We start from the raw sequence: 22,326 nt of genomic DNA on the forward strand, positions 1-22,326 counted from the left end.
TGATTTCCGTGGCGGAAACCCTTTAGCTAGGCTTAGCTGATGGGTTTCCGCGCCATGCTACGGGTCAAGATGCACGCAGCGAAGACCAACCTCTCCAGGCTTGTCGCCCAGGCGCTGGCGGGAGAGGATGTCGTCCTGATGCGCGGCAATACCGAGGTCGCCCGGATTGCTCCGCTGGCGCCTCCCGCGGATGGCGCTTCGCTTCGCCCGCCACGCGTTCCCGGCCGGCTTCGCGGCCTCATCGATTTCGACGACCGCTTCTTCGATCCCTATCCGCCGACAGGATCGGTGCAGCGGGATCACGAGCGATGAAACTGCTTCTCGATACGCAGACCTGGTTCTGGTGGCTGATGGGCAGCCCACGCCTGACCCTGCCGGCGCGCGCGGCCATAGCCGAGGCGGGCAATGACCCGTTAGTCAGCGCAGCCTCGGTCCTGGAACTGCTGGGCAAGCGCCGGATCGGTATTCTGCCGGCCATGCAGCGGCTGGCGGAGCATGTCGAGGACGAGATCGACGCGGCGGGGTTCGGACGCCTGCCCATCACCACCCAGCACGCGGCGCGCGCCGAGACCTTCGCTGGAGCGCATGCCGACCCGTTCGACCGGATCCTCATCGCCCAGGCGCTGATCGAGGACATCGTGCTGGTATCGAACGAGGCGTTTTATGATCGCTTCGGCGTCCGCCGTCTCTGGGACGTGGCGATCAGCCCGGACTGAAGCTCTTCTTCTTTACCTTGTAGGGCGCCATGCCGTCGCGGGCGAGCTGGTCGGCGCGCTCGTTGGCTTCGTTGCCGGCGTGGCCCTTGACCCAGTGCCAGGTCACGGAGTGACGCTGCAGGGCGGCATCCAGGCGTTGCCAGAGGTCGATGTTCTTCACCGGCTTCTTGTCGGCGGTCTTCCAGCCATTGCGCTTCCAGCCATGGATCCAGCCGGTGATGCCGCCCTTCACATATTGCGAGTCCGTATGGATATCGACGACGGAAGGGCGCTTCAGCGCGTCGAGGGCCTCGATCGCCGCCGTCAGCTCCATGCGGTTGTTGGTCGTATCGGCCTCGCCGCCCTTCAGATCCTTCTCGTGCTCGCCGGAAATCAGCACGGCGCCCCAGCCGCCGGGGCCGGGATTGCCAGAGCAGGCGCCGTCGGTCCAGATCGAGATCTTGTTTTCGTCAGTCAAAGGATCAATCCATATGCGCTGGCATTTTGCACCGTGCGGTGGAAACGCAGCTTTCGCAGGTATTCAAGCGGATCTTTCGGCGCGACCAGCGCGCCGGGCGGGACATTGAGCCAGTCATAGAGACGGGTCAGCAGGAAGCGCAGCGCCGAGCCGCGCGCCAGCAGCGGCAGCGCCTGCAGTTCCTCGGGTGTGAAGGGGCGGACCTTCTGGTAGCCCGCGAGCAGCGCGCGCGCCTTGGTGACATTGAGCGAACCGTCGGCCTCGAAGCACCAGGCGTTCAGGCAGACGGCGACGTCATAGGCAAGAAAGTCGTTGCAGGCGAAATAGAAGTCGATCAGCCCGGAAAGTTCCTCATGCAGGAAGAAGACGTTGTCGGGGAAGAGATCGGCGTGGATGACGCCGCGTGGCAGGTCCGTGGGCCAGGTCTTTTCCAGCAGGTCGAGTTCGCCGGCGATGTCGTCGCGAAGGCCGGGCATCACTTCGTCGGCCCGCGCCGCGGCGCGGTCGAACAGCGGTCGCCAGCCATCGACCGTGAGCGCGTTATGGCGGGTGAGCTCGAAACCTTCGCCAGCGAGGTGCAGGTTCGCCAGCGCACCCCCGATGGCCAGGCAATGGTCGGCGCGCGGCCGGCGCACCCACATGCCGGGCAGGAAGGTGACGATCGCCGCCGGTCGGCCGGCGAGCATACCGAGCGCGTGACCTTCGCGATTGCGCACCGGCTGCGGGCAGATGATGCCGCGCTTCGCAAGATGCTCCATCAGCCCGATGAAGAAGGGGAGGTCGTTCGGATCGACCCGCTTCTCATAGAGGGTCAGGATATGGGGGCCCGTTTCCGTGACCAGAAGATAGTTGGAATTCTCGACGCCCTCGGCAATGCCCTTCAGGGAGAGCACGGCGCCAATGTCGTAACTCGCGATGAAGCAGGCGAGCTCATCGTCAGCGATCTCGGTATAGACGGCCATCAGGCAAAGCTCATTCTGCGGCTGGAAGGCGAAGTTCGCGGGGCAGGTTGAAGGCGATCGTCTCGATCGCGTTCTGGACGAGTTCGACCTTGACGCTGTAGCGCGCGGCAAAGGCGTCGATCACTTCCTCGACCAGGATTTCCGGTGCCGAGGCGCCGGCGGTGACGCCGACGCGGCGGATGCCGTCGAGCTGCGACCAGTCGATGTCGGCGGCGCGCTGGATCAGCACGGAGACGGCGCAGCCTTCGCGCTCGGCAACCTCGCGCAGACGCTGCGAGTTTGACGAATTGGGTGCGCCGACAACGATCATCGCGTCGACATCGCCGGCGATCCGCTTGACCGCTTCCTGGCGGTTGGTCGTGGCGTAGCAGATGTCTTCCTTGTGCGGCGCGGTGATCGACGGAAAGCGCTCGGTCAGCACCCGCACGATCGCCGAGGTATCATCGACCGACAGCGTCGTCTGGGTGATGAAGGCGAGCGATTCCGGGTTCTTCGGCTGGAAGGCCTCGGCGTCGGCGACCGTCTCGATCAGCGTCACGGTGCCTTCCGGCAACTGGCCCATCGTGCCGATCACCTCCGGATGACCGGCGTGCCCGATCAGGACGATCTCGCGGTCGCGCTTGAAATGGATCTGCGCTTCCTTGTGCACCTTGGAAACCAGGGGGCAGGTGGCGTCGAGGAAGAACATCTGTCGCGCCGTGGCGTCGGCCGGCACGGATTTCGGCACGCCATGGGCGGAGAAGACGACGGGCTGGCCGTCATCGGGGATCTCGTCCAGTTCCTCGACGAAGATGGCGCCCTTGTCGCGCAGGCTGTCCACGACATAGCGGTTATGCACGATCTCGTGCCGGACATAGACCGGCGCACCGAAACGCTGCAGCGCCAGCTCGACGATCTGGATGGCGCGATCGACGCCGGCGCAGAAGCCGCGCGGCGCGCAAAGCAGGATTTCGAGCGGGGGCTTGGGGGCGACGGCCATGGGTTTTTCGTTCCGCGACATGAGACGGGAATAGAGGGATGGGGCGGTGCGCTGTCAAGCGCCGTGACGGCAAACCGCCAGCGTGTAGCGCTTCACGGAAACGTGTATGGGTTGGTAGCCTTATCGATCATTCTTGCCCATTTTGGTTCTGGGTGGGGGCCGCACGATGGGGCAGCTTCCATGCAGATATGGGCTTTTCACGGCATGAGACGGAGCGGCAACCACGTCGTTCTCAACTGGACGGGTCTGACCGAGTCCGCTTTCTTCATGAACGATATCCTGCAGCGCGAGCAGGTGCCCGCCCTGCTCGGCGATCCGTTTCCTACAAAAGCCTTCAGGCACTGGTTTCTGCGGGTTTGCGCCCGTCGCTATGTCCGCCGCATGCTGCGCAAAACCGGCTGGAAGCTTCTGACCCGCGGCCTTTGCGTGAGTCTGGAAGACTGGCCGATCGACAGGCCGATTTTCACACCCTGGCCGCGCCGCTGCCAGCACATCCTTCTTCTCCGCGACCCGCTCAACATGTTCGCCAGCCGGATCCGCATGAGCAACGGCATGCATGTCGTCTATGGCAAGGAACGGTCTGACGAGTATTTCCACAATTCGATCGAGCTCTGGAAATCGCACGCACGGGAATTTCTCGGCCACACCCATCGCCTGCCGGGCCATGTCGGGGTCTATTACGACCGCTGGGTCGTCGATGCCGCCTATCGTGCGGCCATTGCCGCGCGGCTTCGGCTGGTGCCGGACGAACAGGCCTTGAACCGCGTGGCCGTCGAAGGCGGCGGCAGCTCGTTCGAGGGCCTGTCGCCGCTCGGCGAGGATGCCATTGCCCGGCGCCTGTCGCGGCACAGCCAGCTCGACGCCGGCGAGCAGAAGCTCCTGGCCCGCGTCACGGGCGACGACGAACTGATGCAGTTGCGCGAGCGGGTTCTGGAGCATGTCTCCGGCAGGACGGAGCGCCAGGTGGCCTGATCGAGTCCCGGGGCCGGCGGGAACGCCGGCCTCAGGCGATCATCGCCTCTTCCTCGCGGAAGATCAGCTTGCCCGCTTCCGGCGCGGTCATCGGCTGGCCGAACAGGAAGCCCTGGGCGAATTCGCAGCCGAGATCGTAGAGGTCGAGCGCGTCGTCCTCCGTCTCCGCGCCTTCGGCCACCACGTCCATCTCCAGCTCATGCGCCAGGCCGATGATGGCGCGCAGAATCACGCGCTTCTGCTTGGCGGAGGGGCCGCGGACGAAGCTCTGGTCGATCTTCAGCGTCTCGAAGGGGAAGCGCTGCAGATAGGACAGCGACGAATAGCCGGTGCCGAAATCGTCCAGCGACAGGCCGGCGCCGAGTTCGCGGATGCGGGTCAGCACCTGCGCCGCATATTCCGGGTTCTCCATCACCAGGCTCTCGGTCAGCTCAAGCTTGAGCGAACCGCGCGTGACGGCCGAGCGCGACAGCACCGACTTCACGTCGTTGATCAGGTCGTGGCGCAGCAGCTGGCGGCTGGAAATGTTGACCGAGACGAAGAGCGGCACGTCGCGGCCGAGCTGTTCCTGCCAGTCGGAAAGCTGCTTGGCGGCGCGTTCGAGAACGAACAGGCCGAGCGGGATGATCAGCCCGTTGCGCTCGGCGAGAGGGATGAACTCGGCCGGCGGGATGCGGCCGTGCTGGGGATGGTCCCAGCGCACCAGCGCCTCGAAGCCGGCGATGGTCCGATCCTCCAGCCGAACGATCGGCTGGTAGAGAACCTTGATCTCCTCGCGGCCGATGGCGCGGCGGAGATCCGCCTCCAGCGTCAACGTGTCGGCGCCGTGCTGGCGCAGGGCCGGGCGGAACGCCTCGATGCGATCGCCACCGAGGCGCTTGGCATAGTACATGCCGATCTCGGCATCCTTGACGATCTCGGCCGCCTCGCTCTGCTTGCTGTCATGCATGGCGATGCCGATCGAGGCGGTCAGGAAGATTTCCTTGTCGCCGAAGGAGATCGGCGCGCGCAGCGTGCGGCGAACCGAATCGGCGAAGCCGGCGATGCGCTCGGGCTCGCTCTCGGAAATCAGCAGGAAGGCGAACTGGTCGCCGGAGATGCGGGCGAGGGTATCCTGCGGCTTCAGCAGGCGGGTCAGGCGGCGGGCGATCGTCAGCAGGATCGAGTCGCCGACCGAGAGGCCGAAGCCGTCATTCACCTGCTTGAAGCGGTCGATGTCGAGCACGAACACCGACGGGCGCGCGGCGCCTTCGGCCTGGGTGCGCGTCACGGCCGAAGCCAGACGGTCCATGAACAGCTCGCGATTGGGCAGGCCGGTCAGGTTGTCGTGGACGGCGTCATGCAGCAGCCGTTCCTCGGCCGTGCGTTCCTCGGTGACGTCGGCCAGCGTGCCGACGCAGCGCGTGACCTCGCCGTCCGAGCCCAGAACCGGCCGGGCGCGCAGGTGGAACCAGCGATAATGTCCGTCCTCGGCGCGCAGGCGGAAATCCTGGGCGATGCGGCCGCGACGCTGTTCGATGACGGCGTCCAGCGTCGCCTTGAAGCGGTCGCGGTCGGAGGGATGCAGCACGTCGAGCCAGTCGCGGGCAGGGCCTTCCAGCGCGCCGTGCTTGAGGCCCAGCAGGTCCTCGGCGTCGGAGCCGGTGTAGATGCGGTCGCGCGCGACGTCCCAGTCCCAGACGATGTCGCCGGCGCCGGTGAGCGCCAGCGCCCGGCGCTCCGTCTCGCCGATGGCGCCCTGCGCGATCGAGCCGCCGGCAAAGGCATGCTGCATCACCGTGAAGCCGATCAGCAGCACGATCAGCACGAGGCCGCCATTCAGCGCCGGCTGGATCACGTCATTGGTGAGATTGCCGTTCACCGTGAGATAAGCGCCGAGGATCCAGACCATCAGCAGCACCCAGGTCGGGATCAGCATGATCGCGCGGTCGTAGTGATGCAGCGCCAGGTAGATGATGACGACGAAGCCGAGCGTGACCGTGAGGCCGAACGAGAAGCGGGCGACGCCGGCGGCGATGCCGGGCTCGAAAACGGCGACGCCGAGCAGGATCAGCAGGCCGACCAGCCAGGCGATGGTCGCGTGGCTGTAGCGGGCGTGCCATCGGTTCAGGTTCAGATAGGTGTAGGTGAAGATCAGCAGCGTCGCCGACAGCAGTACCTCGGCGAAGGCGCGCCACATCTTGTCGTCGCCGGGCGCGATCTGGATGACCTTGTTCCAGAAGCCGAAATCGATGGCGAGATAGATCAGCACCGACCAGGCGAGGCCCGCCGTGGCCGGGAACATCGCCGTGCCCTTGACCACGAAGACGATGGTCAGGAACAGCGCCAGCAGGCCGGAAATGCCCAGCACGATGCCATGATACAGCGTGTAGCTGTTGATGGCGTCCTTGTAGTTGTCGGGATCCCAGAGATAGAGCTGCGGCAGCACCGGGGTGCGCAGTTCCGCCACGAAGGTGACGACGGCGCCGGGATCGAGCGTGACGCGGAAGACATCGGCTTCCTGGCTCGCCTGCCGTTCCGGCGCAAAACCTTGGCTCGGCGTCACGGTCGCGATGCGCGAGGCGCCGAGATCGGGGATCAGCAGGCCGGAATTGGCGAGGCGGAAATGCGGCGCGACCAGGAGGCGGTCGATCTGCTCGTCGCCATTGTTGGTGAGCGCGAAGGAAACCCAGTAGGAGGTGCCGCCGGCTTCGTTGGAGCGCACCTCGATGCGGCGGACGATGCCGTCCGGGCCCGGCGCGGTCGATACCTGCACGCGATCGGACGGGTCGCGGGAAGCGCGTTCGACGGCCTTGGTGAGGTCGAGCGTCGTGCCATCCAGCGGCACGTTGACGGCATCGAGCGCCTGCACGTGCGTGGCTGTGCCGACGACCGCAAACAGGACGAATAAGACCGCGGCGACGAAGCGGTTAAGCAACAAACAAACCTCCAAGGCCCGAAGGCAGTCGAGCAGTACTATCCGGGCCGGAGCAGCACAAGAAATTTTCGGCTGCGTGACAGGCTTGCAACAGGTCCTTTCGCCCAGTCGGCTGGAACCCGACGGAACACGGTGTCTCAAGGACGTGGATCATCGCTGACGATCGCGTAGAGGAGGTGGTCCTGCCACCGACCCTCGATACAGAGATAGCGACGCGCGTAGCCTTCGCGGGTGAATCCGGCTTTTTCGAGAAGGCGTGTGGACGCCGCGTTGTGCGGCAGGCAGGCGGCCTCGAGCCTGTGCAGGCGCAAGGTGTCGAAAACGAAGGGGATGACGGCGCGGACCGCCGCGGTCATCAGGCCGCGGCCGGCAAAGGGGGCCCCCATCCAGTAGCCGAGCGAGCAGCTCTGCGTCACGCCGCGTACGACATGGGAAAGCGTCAGCCCACCGACGAGTTGCATCCCGTCCGTCGTGAAGACCAGGAACGGGAAGCCGGTGCTGTCACGCATCTCGCTGTGATAGCGGCGTAGCCGCCGGCGGAACGCGCCGCGCGTGAGGTCGTCGGCCGGCCAGAGCGGCTCCCACGGCGCCAGGAAGCTGCGGCTCTGTTCCCGCAGGCTGGACCAGGCGTCGAAATCGGACATGGATGGCGCGCGCAGGACAACGGTGCCGGTGGAGATCACCGGCATGGGATGGAATGGCACGACGGATCGCAAAAATTCCATTTGCCGCGCCGGACCCCCGATCCGCGTTGCTGCTCTTCCAGATCAATCCGTCCGGATCGATCTGGCCGTCCGTTTCCGGTCCCGGCGGGCGGGATGCGCCCATCCGCCACAACCGTCCGTCAATCCGTCAGACCGCGAGCGGCGCTCCCAGGCGCTCCGCGATCTTGCCATGCTCGACCAGCTTGTCGATGGGGCCGATCGCGGCGACGGTCGGAGCGCTGCCGGTGAAGATGCGCTGCGCGAGGTCGCGCACGCGGCTGACGGAGACGTCGTCAATGCGGGCGACGATCTCCTCGACCGGAATGGGGCGGCCGAACAGGAGCAATTGCCGGGCTACCTGGCCGGCACGCGCCGCCGGGCTCTCCAGGCTCATCAGCAGGCTGGCGCGCATCTGGGCGCGGGCGCGGCCGAGCTCCGCCTCGGTAACGTCGAGGCTGGCGCGCTCGAGTTCGCCGAGCATCACCGGCATCAGCTCCTCGATGTCTTCGCCGCCCGTCGCCGCATGGATGCCGAACAGGCCGGTATCCGCAAAGCTCCAATGGAAGGCATAGACCGAATAGCAGAGGCCGCGCTTTTCGCGGACTTCCTGGAACAGGCGCGAGGACATGCCGCCGCCCAGCATCGAGGCGAGGATCTGGACCGCGTGGAAATCCTCGGACTTGTAGGGCACGCCCTCGAAGCCGAGCAGGATCTGCGCTTCCATCAGGTCGCGCGTTTCGCGCATCTCGCCGCCGCGATAATGCGCCGGCTCGCTCTGCGACAGCTCGGCCGACGGCAGGCTGGCGAATCGGTCCTCGGCGAGCTTGACCAGGGCGTCGTGATCGACATTGCCGGCCGCTGCCAGCACCATGTTGGGGCCGTGATAGTGGCGGTCGAGATAGGAGGAGAGGTCGCTCGAACGCGTCCGGCGCACGGTTTCCTCGGTGCCGAGGATGGTGCGGCCGATCGGCTGGTTGGGATAGGCGCTCTCGACGAAGAAGTCGAAGACGCGATCCTCGGGCGTATCGAGCGAGGCGCCGATCTCCTGCACGATGACGTGCTGCTCGCGCTTCAGCTCGTCGGTGTCGAAGGCCGAGTTGCAGAGGATGTCGCTCAGGATGTCGACGGCCAGTTCGGCGTCCGGCTTCAGTATCCGGGCGTAGTAGGATGTGGTCTCGACGCTGGTCGCGGCGTTGAGTTCGCCGCCGACGGCCTCGATCTGCTCGGCGATGTCGGTCGCGGACCGCTTGCCCGTGCCCTTGAAGGCCATGTGCTCGAGAAGGTGCGAAATGCCGTGTTCCGAGGTGTCTTCGCGACGGGAGCCGGCACCGACCCAGACGCCTAGGGCCGCGCTTTCCAGGTGATTCATGTCGTGGGTCGCGACGGTCAGACCCGACTTGAGTTTGGTCACCTGCACGGTCATGCGCGGATCACCGGCATGAGGAATGCTTCCAGAGCCATGCTTCACACCTTCTCGTGGAGAGCGCGGGCGCGGGCTTCGACGAAGCGGGCGACGGCACCGATATCGTTGGGAAGAACGGTGAAGCGCTCCTCCCTCTGCATGAGGTCGCCGAGCCAGAGCGGCAGGGCGGGATGGATGCCGGTCGCCTGTTCGACCGCCGCCGGGAACTTGGCCGGATGGGCGGTCGAGAGCGTAACCATCGGCGAACCCGTATCCGGCTGGCGCGCCGCCACGGCGAGCGCCACCGCCGTGTGCGGGTCCGCGAGATAGCCGGTCGAGGCCAGCGTGTCGCGCATGGTCGCCTCGGTCTGGGCTTCGCTGGCGCGGCCGGCGGCGAATTCGCCGCGAATGCCGGCCAGTGCGGCCTCCGGCATGGTGAACGCGCCGGACTGGCCGAGGCTTTCCATCAGGCGGCGCACGCCGTCGCCGTCGCGGCCGGACGCCTCGAACAGAAGCCGCTCGAAATTCGACGAGATCTGGATGTCCATCGACGGCGACTGCGTCGGCACCACGCCGGTCATCTCGTAGCGGCCGCTTTCCAGCGTGCGGGCGAGGATGTCGTTGGTGTTGGTCGCGATCACCAGGCGGTCGATCGGCAGGCCGATCTTCTTCGCGACATAGCCGGCGAAGACGTCGCCGAAATTGCCGGTCGGGACCGTGAACGAGATCGCGCGGGCCGGGGCGCCGAGCGAAAGCGCGGCGGTGACGTAATAGACCACCTGGGCGACGATGCGGCCCCAGTTGATCGAGTTGACGCCGGAAAGCGAGACGCGGTCGCGGAAGCCGTGGTCGTTGAACAGGCCCTTCACGATCGTCTGGCAGTCGTCGAACGAGCCTTCCAGCGCGATGGCATGGACGTTGGCATCGGGCACCGTCGTCATCTGGCGCTGCTGCACCGGCGAGACGCGGCCATGCGGGAACAGGATGAAGATGTCGGTGGCGCTGCGCCCGCGGAACGCCTCGATGGCTGCACCGCCCGTGTCGCCGGAGGTCGCTCCCACGATCGTGGCGCGCCGTCCGCGTTCGGCCAGGACATGATCCATCAGCCGCGCGAGCAACTGCATCGCCACGTCCTTGAACGCCAGCGTCGGGCCGTGAAACAGTTCGAGGATGAAGCTGTTCGGCCCGCTCTGCACGAGCGGAGCCACCGCCGGATGGCGGAAGGTCGCATAGGCCTCGGTGCACATCCGCTCCAGATCGGCATCGGCGATTTCGCCGGCGACGAAGGGATGGATCACCGCATAGGCAACCTCGTGATAGGGCCGCCCTGCCAGGCGCGCGAAGCTCTCGGAAGAAAATGCCGGCCATGCCTCGGGGACATACAGGCCGCCATCGCGTGCGAGCCCAGCCAGAAGAACGTCAGAGAAGCCGAGCGCGGGGGCAAGGCCGCGCGTGCTTACATATTTCACGGAAGAAACGCCTCCACATGCGGCCGGACTTGTAGCCTGCCGCTCTTTGCTGCAACCCTATCTTCGCGTGATGCGGCGGGCAAGGTGCGGCAGGCCGTCGGCCACTAAGTCGCCAAAGATCAATCGGACTGTTATAGACGTCGCGCATCAGCGTCGAGGATTATTGGGATGCATGGTTCTTCTTTCGGTGGCTCGGCTGGGCCGCGCCGCCTCATGGCTCTTCTGTCGGTCGCCGCCCTGGCTGGCCTGGTTACCGCTTGCTCGAGTGTCGCCGATGGTTCGTCCGGCGGCGGCAACGTCGTCAACAACGCGCTCTTCGGCGCGCCGAACAAGAACCTGCAGAATGCGACGATCGTTTCGGCAGCGAACTTCGGTTCCGACGTCGACTGCCCCCCCGTGGCGATCAAGCCGGGGACCGAGGAATACAAGGTTTTCGCGGCCGGCAAGCCGGATCCGCTGACGGGCGCCAACCCGCCGATCGTCTATCAGGCGACGATCGTCGACACGGCGCGCGAATGCAGCAAGGTCGAGGGCGGCGTCAATATCAAGCTCGGGATCAAGGGCCGCGTCGCCTCCGGGCCCGCCGGCAAGGCGCAGACCATCAACGTGCCGATTCGCATCGTGGTCATGGAAGGGCGCGACAAGGTGCTGAAGTCCGACCTGGTCAAGCTGCCGGTCGTCCTGTCGGCGCCGACCTTTGCGTCCGACTTCTCGCGCATCGACGAATCGATCACGGTCCCGATGTCGGAAAACAACACCGACTTCCACGTCTATGTTGGCTTCGACGAGCGTGCGGCAGGCGGCAAGGGCCGCAGCTAAAAGGCGGCGTCCGAAGCCGGGCTCCGGGTCCGGCTTCTGGAATCTGTCCAGTATTGAGGCAGGTCGGGGCATTCCGTCGATTGACAGGCAGGCCCGCTATCCGCCACTAACGAGCGAGACAGGATCCGTGTCGCGATCCTGTCGAGTCGGCGGCCATGGTCGCCGGCTGAACGACCGCCGGGAGAGACCGAAGAGGCGAAAGCCCCGTCGGCGCCGAAGGAGCAACCGCCCCGGAAACTCTCAGGCCAACGGACCGGACGGTCGGCGACGCTCTGGAAAGCAGCTTCTTGCCCCAATCAGGCGAGAGCTCACCGAAGGAGTAGCCGCGCTTGCCTTACGGCCAAGCGTGGGAAATCTCTCAGGTTCTCAGACAGAGGGGGCGCGGAACAGGCCAGATTGGGCCTGCCCGTGCCATTTGGACCCTGTCGAGGATTCTGGTGCATGGCTGAACAGGCCGATACGGACCTTCTGCTCGAGACGCCGCTTGCCGGCCTCCATCGCGAACTCGGCGCCCGCATGGTGCCGTTCGCGGGCTATTCGATGCCGGTGCAATATCCCAAGGGCATCCTCACCGAACATAATTGGACGCGCGAAAGCGCCGGACTGTTCGACGTTTCGCATATGGGGCAGGCCTATCTGGTCGGCCCGGACCATGCGTCGACGGCGCGCGCGCTCGAGGCGCTGACGCCGGGCGAATTCCAGGCGCTGGCGCCCGGCCGCATCCGCTACACGCTGCTGACGACGCCGGAAGGCGGCATCATCGACGATCTGATGGTCACGCGCTCGGCCGATCCCAACGAGGACGGCACGCTCTATCTCGTCGTCAATGCCGGTCGCAAGGCGATCGACTACGCGCATATCGCCGCCAATCTGCCGGAAGGCGTTACGCTGGAGCCGGCCGACGACCTGGCGCTGGTGGCGTTGCAGGGGCCGAAGGCGGCCGAGGTGATGGCGCGCCATTGCCCTGAAGCCGCCGGAATGGGCTTCATGACGGCGGCGCGCTTCCCCGTCGACGGCATCGACTGCCATCTGAGCCGCTCGGGCTATACCGGCGAGGACGGCTACGAGATTTCCGTCAAGGCGGCCGACGCCGAGGCGCTGGTCCGCGCGCTGCTGGCCGAAGCCGAGGTCGAGCCGGTCGGGCTCGGCGCGCGCGATTCACTGCGGCTCGAAGCCGGCCTCTGCCTGTATGGCCACGACATCGATGAAGCGACCTCGCCGGTCGAGGCCGATCTTGGCTTCGCGCTGGCCAGGCGCCGTCGCGCCGAGGGCGGCTTTCCGGGCGCCGGACGCATTCTGGGCGAACTCGCCTCCGGTCCGGCGCGGCTGCGCGTCGGCATCAAGCCCGAGGGCAGGGCGCCCGCCCGCGAGGGCACCGAGATCCGCGATGCCGCCGGCACCACCATCGGCATCGTCACCTCGGGCGGTTTTGGCCCGACGGCCGGCGGCCCCGTCGCCATGGGCTATGTCGCGGCCGAGCATGCCGCGCCCGGCACGCCGGTGACCTTGGTGGTGCGCGGCAAGGATCTTGCTGCGTCCGTCGTCGCCATGCCTTTCGTCCCCCACCGCTATTTCCGCAAGCAAGCCTGAACGGCACCTTCCAGGGAAGATCACCATGACCAGCTATTTCACCAGGGATCACGAGTGGGTCCGCATCGATGGCGACGCGGCCTATGTCGGCATCACCGACTACGCGCAGTCGCAACTGGGCGACGTCGTCTATGTCGAGCTGCCGGCAGTCGGCAAGACCTTCGCCAAGGGCGATGACGCGGCCGTGGTCGAATCCGTCAAGGCGGCGAGCGACGTCTACGCCCCTGTCTCCGGGGTCGTGGTTGCCGTCAACGACGCCCTGGAGAAGTCGCCCGCCATGATCAACGACGCCGCCGAGGGCAACGGCTGGTTCCTGAAGCTGACGCTGACCGAGCCCGGCGAACTGGACGGCCTGATGGACGAGGCCGCCTACCGGGCATTCGTCGAGACCCTGTAGCGGAACGACCGCCCCGAAACCCTCCCCGACGGCGCGCCGTCGACCTCTCCGGAGCGGAGAGGTGAAGGAAAGACCAGGCAATGCGCTATCTTCCCCATTCCGATGCCGACCGGCAGGCGATGCTGGCGGCGATCGGCGTCGGCTCGATCGACGATCTGTTCGCCGATATTCCAAAGGATCTTCGCGTCCACGGGTTGGACCTGCCCAAGGCTGCCGGAGAAATGTCCGTCGAGCGCACGCTCGGCCGCCTTTCTGCCCGCAACGTCGCGGCGTCCTCGGTGCCGTTCTTCGTCGGCGCCGGCGCCTACAAGCACCATGTGCCCGCGACCGTCGACCACCTGATCCAGCGTTCGGAGTTCCTGACCTCCTACACGCCGTATCAGCCGGAGATCACCCAGGGCACGCTGCAGGTCCTGTTCGAATTCCAGACCCAGATCGCGCATCTGACCGGCATGGAGGTGGCGAACGCCTCGATGTATGACGGCTCGACCGCCACCGTCGAGGCGGTGCTGATGGCCCATCGCCTGACCAAGCGGAAGAAGGCCGTGCTCTCCGGCGGCCTCCACCCGCACTACCGCGCCGTCGTCGAATCGCTGTCGCCCATGGCGGGGGACACCGTCCTGTCGCTGCCGGCCGATCCGAACGCGACCGAGGACATCCTTGCCTCGATCGATGCCGACACCTCCTGCGTCGTCGTCCAGTCGCCCTCCGTCTATGGCCATCTGATCGATCTCGCACCGATCGCGGCGAAGGCGCATGAGGTCGGCGCGCTGCTGATCGCCGTGTTCACCGAGGTCGTTTCGCTCGGCCTGATCGAGCCGCCCGGCGCGCAGGGCGCCGACATCGTCGTTGGCGAGGGCCAGTCGATCGGCAACGCGCTCTCCTTCGGCGGACCCTATGTCGGCCTGTTCGCGACGCGGCTGAAATTCGTCCGTCAGATGCCGGGGCGGCTCTGCGGCGAGACGGTTGACGCGGAAGGGCGGCGCGGCTTCGTGCTGACGCTCTCCACCCGCGAGCAGCACATTCGCCGTGACAAGGCGACCTCCAATATCTGTACGAATTCAGGGCTTTGCGCCCTGGCGTTCACGATTCATATGACGCTGCTCGGGCAAACCGGCTTGGCGCGGCTGGCGCGGGTCAATCACGCCAATGCGGTGAAGCTCGCTGAATCGCTTTCAAAGGTTCCGGGCGTAACTCTCTTGAATGACTCGTTCTTCAATGAGTTCACCATCCGCCTGCCGGGCAACGCCGCCGATATCGTAGAGAAGCTGGTGGCCAAGGGCGTGCTCGCCGGCGTGCCGGTCTCCAGGCTCGAGCCTGGCAAGGCCGAGCTCGCCGATCTGCTGATCGTCGCCTCGACCGAAGTGAACACGGATGATGACCGCGCCGCCTTCGTGGCCGCGCTTTCGGAGGTGCTCGCATGAGCATGAACAGCCAGGGTCGACCCACCGTCGCCGCCACCGCCGCGACCTCCGACCTGCCTGATACCTTCACCGGCAACCGCGCGCTCCAGATCGAGGAGGCACTGCTGTTCGAGGTCGGACGGCATGACGTCACCGGTGTCGATCTCGACGAACCCGCCGATTTCACGCCGCGCCTCGGCAGGCTCGCCCGCCAGCAGCCGATCGATCTTCCCGGCCTCTCCGAGCCGGAAACGATGCGCCACTATGTGCGCCTCAGCCAGAAGAACTATTCGATCGACAGCGGCCTCTATCCGCTCGGCTCCTGCACGATGAAGCACAATCCGCGCCTCAACGAGAAGATGGCGCGGCTGCCCGGCATCGGCGACGTGCATCCGCTGCAGCCGCTCTCGACAGTCGGCGGCGCGGTCGAACTGATGGCCGAGCTCGGCCGCTGGCTGCTCGAGATGACCGGCATGACCTCGGTCGCCCTGTCGCCCAAGGCCGGCGCGCATGGCGAGCTTTGCGGCATGATGGCGATCAAGGCCGCCATCGCCGCCAAGGGCGAGACGCGCAACATCGTGCTGGTGCCGGAATCGGCGCATGGCACCAATCCGGCCACCGCCGCCCTGATCGGCTTCAAGGTCGTCACGGTTCCGGCCCGGCCGGACGGCACCGTCGCCCCGGAAGCGGTCAAGGCGCTGCTTTCGCCCGACGTCGCCGCGATCATGCTGACCAATCCGAACACCTGCGGCCTGTTCGAGCGCGACGTCGTAGAGATCGCCGCCGCGATCCATGCGGCGGGCGCGTATTTCTATTGCGACGGCGCCAATTTCAACGCCATCGTCGGCAAGGCCAAGGTCGGCGATCTCGGCGTCGACGCCATGCACATCAACCTGCACAAGACCTTCTCCACGCCGCATGGCGGCGGCGGGCCCGGGGCAGGGCCGGTGGTGCTGTCCGAGCGGCTTGCGGCCTTCGCACCGCTGCCCTTCGTCCGCGCGGGCGCTGATGGTCCGGTTCTGGTCGAGAGCGAGGAAGCACTGCTGCCGGGGGAGACACCCTTCGGCCGCATGACGGCGTTCCATGGCCAGATGGGCATGTTCGTCCGCGCGCTTTCCTACATGCTGTCGCATGGCTCGGACGGGGTGCAGCAGGCGTCGGAGGATGCCGTGCTGAACGCCAACTATGTCCGCGCCGGTCTTCGCGACCTGATGAGCCAGCCTTCGGGGGACCGCACCTGCATGCATGAGGTGCTGTTCGACGACACCTTCCTGGAAGGCACCGGCGTCTCGACGCTTGATTTCGCCAAGGCGATGATCGACGAAGGCTATCACCCGATGACGATGTATTTCCCCCTCGTCGTCCATGGCGCGATGCTGATCGAGCCGACGGAGTCGGAATCGAAGGCTTCGCTGGACCTGTTCATCGCGACCTTGCGGGATCTGGTGATGAAGGCGAAGGCAGGTGAACGGGAGCGCTTCCAGCAGGCGCCCCGCCATGCGCCGCGCCGCCGCCTGGACGAGACGCGCGCCGCGCGCTCGCCGAAGCTCAAATGGGAAAAGCCGGAGCCGTGGACCGAAGTGGCCGCGGCGGAGTAGGTCGTCCCTTCCTGGACCGCGTCGGAGCCGACGCGGTTTCGATATGGCTTTCCGGCACGATGGCCGGGAAGCCGCCGGTTGCCGTGGCAGGGACGCTCCACGTTTCAGCGTTGGCTGCCATTGCAAGCCCGGAGCGCGGATCCTAGGCTCGCGCCTTGGAAACCGGATCCGGACGTGCGACTTGCGGCGTCGGCGAGAGGTGGCTTTTGGCTCTAACGGCCCTGTTCCTCGGCAGCCCGGCTCCAGCTCCGGTGTCCGTCGTCGCGCGCTGGTTGGCGAGCGGCCATCGAATTGCCGCCTTCTGGACGGCGGCTGGCCATGACGATCACTGGCGCTACGACCGCCGCTTGGGGCGCGTGGCGCCGCAATGGTCGATGGGGAGGCGGCTGGAGGCGGCCGGCGTGCCGCGCGTCGAGGTTCCCCGTCTGGCGCGTTGGCCGGATGCGGAGCACCTGGCGCGCCAGACCGGCGCGGACGTACTCATCTCGGCCTATTTTCATCACGTCGTCCCGCCCGGGATGCTCGCGCTCTTTGAAGGGCGCGGTTTCAATTTCCATTCTTCCCTGCTGCCCCGCTATCGCGGGCCGACGCCTTTGCAGGGGATGATCCGCGATGATGCGATGGACGCCGCCGGCATGACGCTCCACCTGCTGGATGCCTCGATCGATACGGGAGCGATCATCGCTCAGATGGCTGTCACCTATCCGCAGCGTCGATATGCGGTGGCGCTCGCCCATGCGGCGGGAGAACTGACCGATGCAATTCCCGCATTCCTGGATGGGCGCATCGCCGCGCGGCCGCAGGACGAGAGTCGCGCCTCCTATGAGCGGGTCACGCCGGCGAGTGAGTTCTTCCTCTCCGCCGATCTGTCGGCAACCGAGATCGCGCGGCGGTGCCGTACGATGCCTTTTATCCGCGCCCCCGCGATCCGGCCTCTGCCGGGGCGCGAAGCCATCGGCTTCGTTCGCATTCTGGGGCCCGTCACAGGTGCCGCGCCTCGGGCGCGCTGGTTCTACGCCGATTTCGATGCCGCCGATCGGCGCGTGCGGGTCCGGCTGCGCTGGAATGGCTGGCGCAGGCTCAATCGATGGCGGCATTTCTGGATGCTGCGGCAGGCGCCGGTCCTGCCGCCGCCGGCGGTCCCCTGAGGCCGGCGCCCGGCCTCGATGCTATTCCACGGTCACTTCCGTCCGCTCGCCGGGCTTCACGATGGCAGACCCCGTCACCTCGGTGTTGGAGTTGGCCTTGCGGACGCGCACGACATAGCTGCCGGCGGGAACGGTGATCTGCCAGCTTTCGCCATAGCTGGTGGCCAGTTCCGCATGCTTGCCATAGATGTCCTTCTTCTCCGACAGCAAGTCCAGGCGGTCGCCCCCAGGCGCCGTCACGGCCAGCAGCCCGGCATTGAGGATGACGGGAACTTCGACCGGCTCTCCCGCCCTGGCTTCGAAGCGCGATTCCCCGCTGGCGATGTCGGACTGGGCCTTGAGCAGATAGGAGCCGGGCGGAAGGTCGAACGCGGTGCCGTCGTCATAGCTGGTGGCGATCACCTTCCGGGAACCGTCGGCGCCGGCTTCGGCCGCGAGTACGTCGAAGCGGGCGCCCTTCACCGTTGGCCCGCCCTCGGCGAACAGGCTGCGTGCCACGACCTTGCCGGTCGCGACGACGACCGTCTGTTCCAGGGTCTGCCCGGCCTCGATGACGATGGCGAGTTCCGCAATCGCCTCGCCCAGCGTCGCCTTCACCGCATAGGGGCCGGCCGGCAGGTCGAAATCAACCGCGCCGCCATAGGCGGTCGCCGTTTCGCCGGCCGCGTCGGTGACGTCCCAGCGGATGCTGTCGTCGAGGTCCGGGGCCGTGACGCTGCGCTTGCCGCGGAGCGTCAGCCTGCCGGCGCCGAGAACCACGTCGACGGTCGTCGTCACGCCCGCCCGGACGTCGACGGGCAGCGTCGCCTTGGCAGCGCCCAGCGAAGCCGTGATGTCGGCGGCGCCCGCGGCGATCACGGTGGTGCTGCCCGTGCCATAGGTGGTCACGATTTCCTGGCTCGAGCCGGTGACGTCCCAGCGCAGATTGTCGTCGGTGATCGGCTCGCTCGCCGTCTTCATGCCGCGCGCGACCACCACGCCCGCATCGAGCGTGATGTCGACTAGCGCCGGCTTGCCGGCGGTTACGTCGATATCGGCCTCGGCCTTGGCGAGGTCGCGGCTGGCGACGACGCGATAGCGGCCAGGGGGCAGATCGAACGCGGCGTAGCCGAGGAAGGATTCACCCGCATAGCCGGTGGTGAGGATGTCTTGTTCGAAGCCGCCCTCGGGTCGGGCCTTGTGGATATCGAAGCGGATGGAGCCGGGGCGCTGAAAGATCTCGCTCGTCGACGAGAGGCGCGCGACGGCGCGCAGCCGGTCTTCGACCTGGGCGATCGGGGCGGGAGGCTCTTCCGCGGGAGCCGCCGCAGCGACCGTCTCGGAAAGCGCCTCGGCCAGCCGGCCAGCATTGCTGGCGTCGAAGTAGCGGCCGCCGGTGTTCTCGGCCAGGCAGGCGACCTGCCTGCCCTCGGCCTTGCTCAGGCCGAATCCGACGACATGCACCTTGAGGTCGATGCCGGCCTCGGCGAGCGCCGCGCCAACGGCGCAGGGATCGGCGTCGCAGGTCTCGATACCATCGGTGATCAGGATGACGGTTGCCTTGTCCTCGGTGTAGTGGAGCGCTTCCGCTGCTTGCCGTACCGCGGCGGAGAGCGGCGTCTTGCCCTTGGGCACCAGGGCGTTGGCGGCCGCCACGATCTCCGGGCCCGTGCTGGCGGAGGGGCCGGCCGGCACGACCAGCTCGATGTCGGAGCAACTGCCCTTTTCGCGATGACCATAGGCGATCAGGCCGAGATCGAGCGAGGCGGGAACGGTGCCCATGGCCTGCTCGAGCGTGCGGCGGGCGATCGCCATCTTCGCCTCGCCGTCGATCTGTCCCCACATGGAGCCGGAGGCATCGAGAACGATGATGGCGCGCTCGGCCGAGAGTGCTGGTGTCGCGAGCGTGGCGAGCGCCAGCGCGCCGAGCAATGCCACATGCCTGAGGATTCGTTTCATGGCCGCCTCCCATCCGCAAAGGCGCAGCTTGGGTGGGAGGAGGCCGCTGCGGCAAGTGACGTCGGTCACACGTCCTGGAGGCGGGCGCCCGGAAAACCGCTGCCGGCGATACCGTCGCAGAGCGCTGACCATTCGCAGCCGCCGCAGGCGCTGCGCGAGGTTCCGGCTGCGAAGGCCGTGCGGAACCGCGTCAGCAGGCTTGCGTCGAGCGTGAAGCAGAAGCCGGGTTCGACCGTCGCCTCAAGCAGGCCCGATACGGCAGCAGCCGCCTCCGCGTCGCGCACCCGCACGCTGTCCTTGTGGCAATGCGGGTCATTCGTCGAAAGCAGCGGCGCACAGACATCGTCGGGGCCGGCGACAATCTCGATGTCTTCGCCGCGCGTCAGGCGCGCGGCGATCTCGTCGTAGTTGGTGCAGAAATCCGGCGTGTAGCCCTTGCCGACATAGGTCAGCATGCAGAGCAGGTGGTGGGCGCGCAGCCGGATCGTCACCTGGACCTCCGTCGATCAGACGTCCTCGGGGTGCCAGGCGGCGAGTGCCTCGATCGTGGCCGGCAGGTCACGCATGCGGTTGATGACCGTGATGGCCCCCGCGGCCGTCAGGGCGTCGGCATGGCCGGGCCAGGAATGGGTGCCGCCGGTGAAGCCGACCACGCGCATGCCGGCCGCGCGGCCCGCATGGATACCATGGGTCGAATCCTCGATGACGATGCAGTCCCTGGGGTCGACGCCGAATTCGGCCGCGCCATGCAGGTAGACGTCGGGCGACGGCTTCGGCTGCTTGTTGCGGACGGCGACCGCCGAGAAGATGTAGGGGCGGAAGCGGTCGTAGAGCTCGGTCTTGGTCAGCGAGATCTTCAGCCGTTCGGGCGAGGAGTTGGAGCAGATGCAACGCGGATGATCGAGCGCATCGAGCATTTCCTGCACGCCCGGGATGATCTGCAGGTCTTTCTTCAGGCGGCGATCGAGTTCCTTGTTGGTCTCGTCGTGGAAGTTCTCGGGCAGCGCGTGGCCGAGATCGGCCTCGATCAGCTTGGAGATGCGGTCCCAGGTCAGGCCGGCGAAGCGGTGCGACATTTCCTCGACCGAGATGTCGTAGCCAATGGCGGCAAGCCGCTCGCTGTCGACGCGGGAGGAAATGATTTCGGAATCGACGAGCACTCCGTCGCAATCGAAAAGAACAAGCATGAAGGACCTTCCGGTCAGTCTGAGCGGGATCTCGGCAGCGTCACGAACGGTTCGGACGCGGATCGCGCGTTGCAGGATGGGACGGGAAAGAGATCGGTCGGAGGACGTGATCTCTGGCGTGAAAGAAGCGGGCTCTCTACCAGATCACGGCGAAACTGTCTTGTTCCGATCCATGCGGGTCGAGCCCTATGCCGGTTAACGGACCGTGATGGGCGCGCGGGCGAAGATCGCCGTGCCGTCTCCGGCGATGTAGCGCAGTTCGTAGCTGCCAGGCTCGCTCGGAACGGTGATGACGACCGTCGCCCTGTCGGGGCGGATGCGCGCCAGCGTGACATGCTCGCCGGCCGGCATCTCGGAGCGGGCAATGACGACGTCGTCCAAGCGGGCTGCCGGCCCCTTCCAGTCGACCTTGATCTCGCTGCCGGGCTTGGCGGTCGCCGGGCCGTTCAGCGAAGCGGATGGCGGGTCGACCGTGAAGCCGGCCTTGGCGGCGATCGTCTGGTCGGCGGCCGAGCGATAGCGCACCTCATAGCGGCCCGGCGCGATCGGCGCCGTGAAGGTGAGCGCGCGGCCGTCCTTGTTGACGTGGATGGCGGCAAGCTTGGTGCTGGCGGCTTCCGGCGCGATCTCGATCACATCCGAAGCGGCGGCCGGGCCGGACCAGGCGACGCTGAACGGCGCGCCGGCGCCGACGCGGTCCGGCGCGGTGACCGTGGTCGGACGGACATCGACCTCGATCGACTGCGTCGCCAGGACGACGTTGAGCTCGGGATGGTAATAGCGGATCTCGTAGGTTCCGGGTTCGGCCGGCGCGCGCAGCTTGCGGATCTTGCCATCCTTGGCGACCAGCACGCTGCGGATTTCCGATCCCGCCGGCAACCCGGGCCAGACGATCTGGACGCGGTCGCCCTTGGTCTTGGGGCCGTCATAGGCGACGTCGAAGACCGCCGACTGCTCCACCTTGGCCGGCGCTTCGATATGGGCGGAGGGCAGGTCGGCGGGCGGCGCCTTGGCCGAGGCGAGAGCCGCCGCGAGGCCGCCGGCCACGTCCGTGCCGTCCTTGGCGTTGATGAACTTGCCGCCGGTCTTTTCGGCGAGGCAGGCGACGTTCTCGATATCCTTGTCGTCGAGCCCGAGGCCGATCACCTCGACGGTCAGGTCCTTGGCCCGTTCGGCGAGCGATTCCGCCAGCACGCAGGGGTTGGCGTCGCACGCTTCGACCTTGTCGACGAAGACGATGACGGTGGCTCGCTCCTTCTTGTAGTTGAGCGCGTTGGCGGCGCGTTCGACGGCGACGGCGAGCGGCGCCTTGCCGCGCGGCTGCAGCTTGGCGGCGGCTGCGGCGACGGTCTCGTTGTTGTTGCGCTGGGGCCGCGCGACGACTTCGGCGTCGGTGCAACTGGTCTTGCTCTTGGCGCCGAAGGCGAGCACGCCGATCCGCGCTTCCGTCGGGAAATCGGCGACCGCGGTCTCGACGCTATCGGCGACGAGATCGATTTTCCGGTCTCGTCCGAGCTTTCCGGCCATCGAGGCGGATGCGTCGAGCACGAGCATCACGTCGTCGGCGAGCACGCTGACGCTGGTCGCGCAGAGAAGAGCCAGCGCAGCCGGCAGGGCAAGAAAACCGCGGATCATGATGGCCTCGATGGTGCGGCCCGGCGCCGGGCC

The 22,326-nt window shown here is 66.8% G+C and carries 20 protein-coding genes and 1 riboswitch; of the genes, 9 read left to right on the plus strand and 11 right to left on the minus strand.

Annotated features, from left to right (window positions below; genetic code table 11):
* Positions 1 to 39 precede the first annotated feature (39 nt).
* Positions 40 to 312 (plus strand): type II toxin-antitoxin system Phd/YefM family antitoxin, encoded by a 273-nt coding sequence (locus OSH10_RS16200; RefSeq protein ID WP_266332935.1) that lies wholly within the window; start codon positions 40 to 42, stop codon positions 310 to 312.
* Positions 309 to 716, plus strand: coding sequence for a type II toxin-antitoxin system VapC family toxin (locus OSH10_RS16205; RefSeq protein ID WP_266332936.1), 408 nt, complete (start codon positions 309 to 311; stop codon positions 714 to 716). The genes OSH10_RS16200 and OSH10_RS16205 overlap by 4 nt, the downstream gene beginning before the upstream one ends.
* Here the strand turns inward: OSH10_RS16205 and rnhA are convergent.
* Genes rnhA through ispH form a run of 3 tightly spaced genes read right to left on the minus strand, consistent with a single transcriptional unit; the run spans position 703 to position 3,114 of the window.
* Positions 703 to 1,173 carry a ribonuclease HI gene (rnhA, locus tag OSH10_RS16210; RefSeq protein ID WP_266332937.1) on the minus strand — a complete coding sequence of 157 codons (471 nt, stop codon included), beginning with the start codon at positions 1,171 to 1,173 and terminating at the stop codon, positions 703 to 705. The two genes, OSH10_RS16205 and rnhA, sit on opposite strands and share 14 nt — an antisense overlap.
* A complete protein-coding gene (locus tag OSH10_RS16215) occupies positions 1,170 to 2,135 on the minus strand; it encodes a homoserine kinase (protein ID WP_266332938.1) in 966 nt (321 codons plus the stop codon). Before OSH10_RS16215 ends, rnhA begins: the two co-directional genes overlap by 4 nt.
* A 10-nt stretch (positions 2,136 to 2,145) precedes the next feature.
* On the minus strand, positions 2,146 to 3,114 hold the full coding sequence (gene ispH, locus OSH10_RS16220) for a 4-hydroxy-3-methylbut-2-enyl diphosphate reductase (protein ID WP_266332939.1): 969 nt from the start codon (positions 3,112 to 3,114) through the stop codon (positions 2,146 to 2,148).
* Between the two features lie 63 nt (positions 3,115 to 3,177).
* Here ispH and OSH10_RS16225 point away from each other — a divergent pair, with 63 nt between their 5' ends.
* Positions 3,178 to 4,086 (plus strand): hypothetical protein, encoded by a 909-nt coding sequence (locus OSH10_RS16225; RefSeq protein WP_266332940.1) that lies wholly within the window; start codon positions 3,178 to 3,180, stop codon positions 4,084 to 4,086.
* A gap of 31 nt (positions 4,087 to 4,117) precedes the next feature.
* Here OSH10_RS16225 and OSH10_RS16230 read toward each other — a convergent pair whose 3' ends face one another.
* From OSH10_RS16230 to thrC, 4 genes are all read right to left on the minus strand, one after another.
* Positions 4,118 to 7,006, minus strand: coding sequence for an EAL domain-containing protein (locus OSH10_RS16230; RefSeq protein ID WP_396307401.1), 2,889 nt, complete (start codon positions 7,004 to 7,006; stop codon positions 4,118 to 4,120).
* A 134-nt stretch (positions 7,007 to 7,140) separates the two neighbouring features.
* Complete coding sequence (locus OSH10_RS16235) at positions 7,141 to 7,728, minus strand: GNAT family N-acetyltransferase (RefSeq protein ID WP_266332941.1); 588 nt, start codon at positions 7,726 to 7,728, stop codon at positions 7,141 to 7,143.
* Between the two features lie 127 nt (positions 7,729 to 7,855).
* Positions 7,856 to 9,130 (minus strand): M16 family metallopeptidase, encoded by a 1,275-nt coding sequence (locus OSH10_RS16240; protein WP_266332942.1) that lies wholly within the window; start codon positions 9,128 to 9,130, stop codon positions 7,856 to 7,858.
* Positions 9,131 to 9,171: 41 nt separating this feature from the next.
* Positions 9,172 to 10,578, minus strand: coding sequence for a threonine synthase (gene thrC, locus OSH10_RS16245; protein ID WP_266332943.1), 1,407 nt, complete (start codon positions 10,576 to 10,578; stop codon positions 9,172 to 9,174).
* 213 nt (positions 10,579 to 10,791) lie between these two features.
* Here thrC and OSH10_RS16250 point away from each other — a divergent pair, with 213 nt between their 5' ends.
* From OSH10_RS16250 to OSH10_RS16275, 6 genes are all read left to right on the plus strand, one after another.
* Positions 10,792 to 11,397 carry a hypothetical protein gene (locus tag OSH10_RS16250; protein WP_266332944.1) on the plus strand — a complete coding sequence of 202 codons (606 nt, stop codon included), beginning with the start codon at positions 10,792 to 10,794 and terminating at the stop codon, positions 11,395 to 11,397.
* Between the two features lie 167 nt (positions 11,398 to 11,564).
* Positions 11,565 to 11,661, plus strand: a riboswitch (glycine riboswitch).
* A gap of 177 nt (positions 11,662 to 11,838) precedes the next feature.
* Positions 11,839 to 12,987: a glycine cleavage system aminomethyltransferase GcvT gene (gcvT, locus tag OSH10_RS16255; RefSeq protein ID WP_266332945.1), complete on the plus strand. Its 1,149-nt coding sequence runs from the start codon at positions 11,839 to 11,841 to the stop codon at positions 12,985 to 12,987.
* A gap of 25 nt (positions 12,988 to 13,012) precedes the next feature.
* Positions 13,013 to 13,384: a glycine cleavage system protein GcvH gene (gcvH, locus tag OSH10_RS16260; protein WP_266332946.1), complete on the plus strand. Its 372-nt coding sequence runs from the start codon at positions 13,013 to 13,015 to the stop codon at positions 13,382 to 13,384.
* Between the two features lie 80 nt (positions 13,385 to 13,464).
* Complete coding sequence (gene gcvPA / locus OSH10_RS16265; protein ID WP_266332947.1) at positions 13,465 to 14,808, plus strand: aminomethyl-transferring glycine dehydrogenase subunit GcvPA; 1,344 nt, start codon at positions 13,465 to 13,467, stop codon at positions 14,806 to 14,808.
* Positions 14,805 to 16,385 carry an aminomethyl-transferring glycine dehydrogenase subunit GcvPB gene (gene gcvPB, locus OSH10_RS16270; protein ID WP_266332948.1) on the plus strand — a complete coding sequence of 527 codons (1,581 nt, stop codon included), beginning with the start codon at positions 14,805 to 14,807 and terminating at the stop codon, positions 16,383 to 16,385. Before gcvPA ends, gcvPB begins: the two co-directional genes overlap by 4 nt.
* A gap of 251 nt (positions 16,386 to 16,636) precedes the next feature.
* A complete protein-coding gene (locus OSH10_RS16275; protein WP_266332949.1) occupies positions 16,637 to 17,533 on the plus strand; it encodes a formyltransferase family protein in 897 nt (298 codons plus the stop codon).
* Between the two features lie 21 nt (positions 17,534 to 17,554).
* Here the strand turns inward: OSH10_RS16275 and OSH10_RS16280 are convergent, their stop codons facing one another.
* From OSH10_RS16280 to OSH10_RS16295, 4 genes are all read right to left on the minus strand, one after another.
* Positions 17,555 to 19,471, minus strand: coding sequence for a VWA domain-containing protein (locus OSH10_RS16280; protein WP_266332950.1), 1,917 nt, complete (start codon positions 19,469 to 19,471; stop codon positions 17,555 to 17,557).
* A 65-nt stretch (positions 19,472 to 19,536) separates the two neighbouring features.
* Positions 19,537 to 19,962 carry a DUF1284 domain-containing protein gene (locus OSH10_RS16285; protein WP_266332951.1) on the minus strand — a complete coding sequence of 142 codons (426 nt, stop codon included), beginning with the start codon at positions 19,960 to 19,962 and terminating at the stop codon, positions 19,537 to 19,539.
* Between the two features lie 15 nt (positions 19,963 to 19,977).
* Positions 19,978 to 20,658: an HAD family hydrolase gene (locus tag OSH10_RS16290; protein ID WP_266332952.1), complete on the minus strand. Its 681-nt coding sequence runs from the start codon at positions 20,656 to 20,658 to the stop codon at positions 19,978 to 19,980.
* A 195-nt stretch (positions 20,659 to 20,853) separates the two neighbouring features.
* On the minus strand, positions 20,854 to 22,293 hold the full coding sequence (locus OSH10_RS16295) for a vWA domain-containing protein (protein ID WP_266332953.1): 1,440 nt from the start codon (positions 22,291 to 22,293) through the stop codon (positions 20,854 to 20,856).
* Between the last annotated feature and the right edge of the window lie 33 nt (positions 22,294 to 22,326).

It is taken from the genome of Kaistia defluvii (genome assembly GCF_026343955.1).
In the GTDB taxonomy this organism is placed as follows: Bacteria; Pseudomonadota; Alphaproteobacteria; order Rhizobiales; family Kaistiaceae; genus Kaistia; species Kaistia defluvii.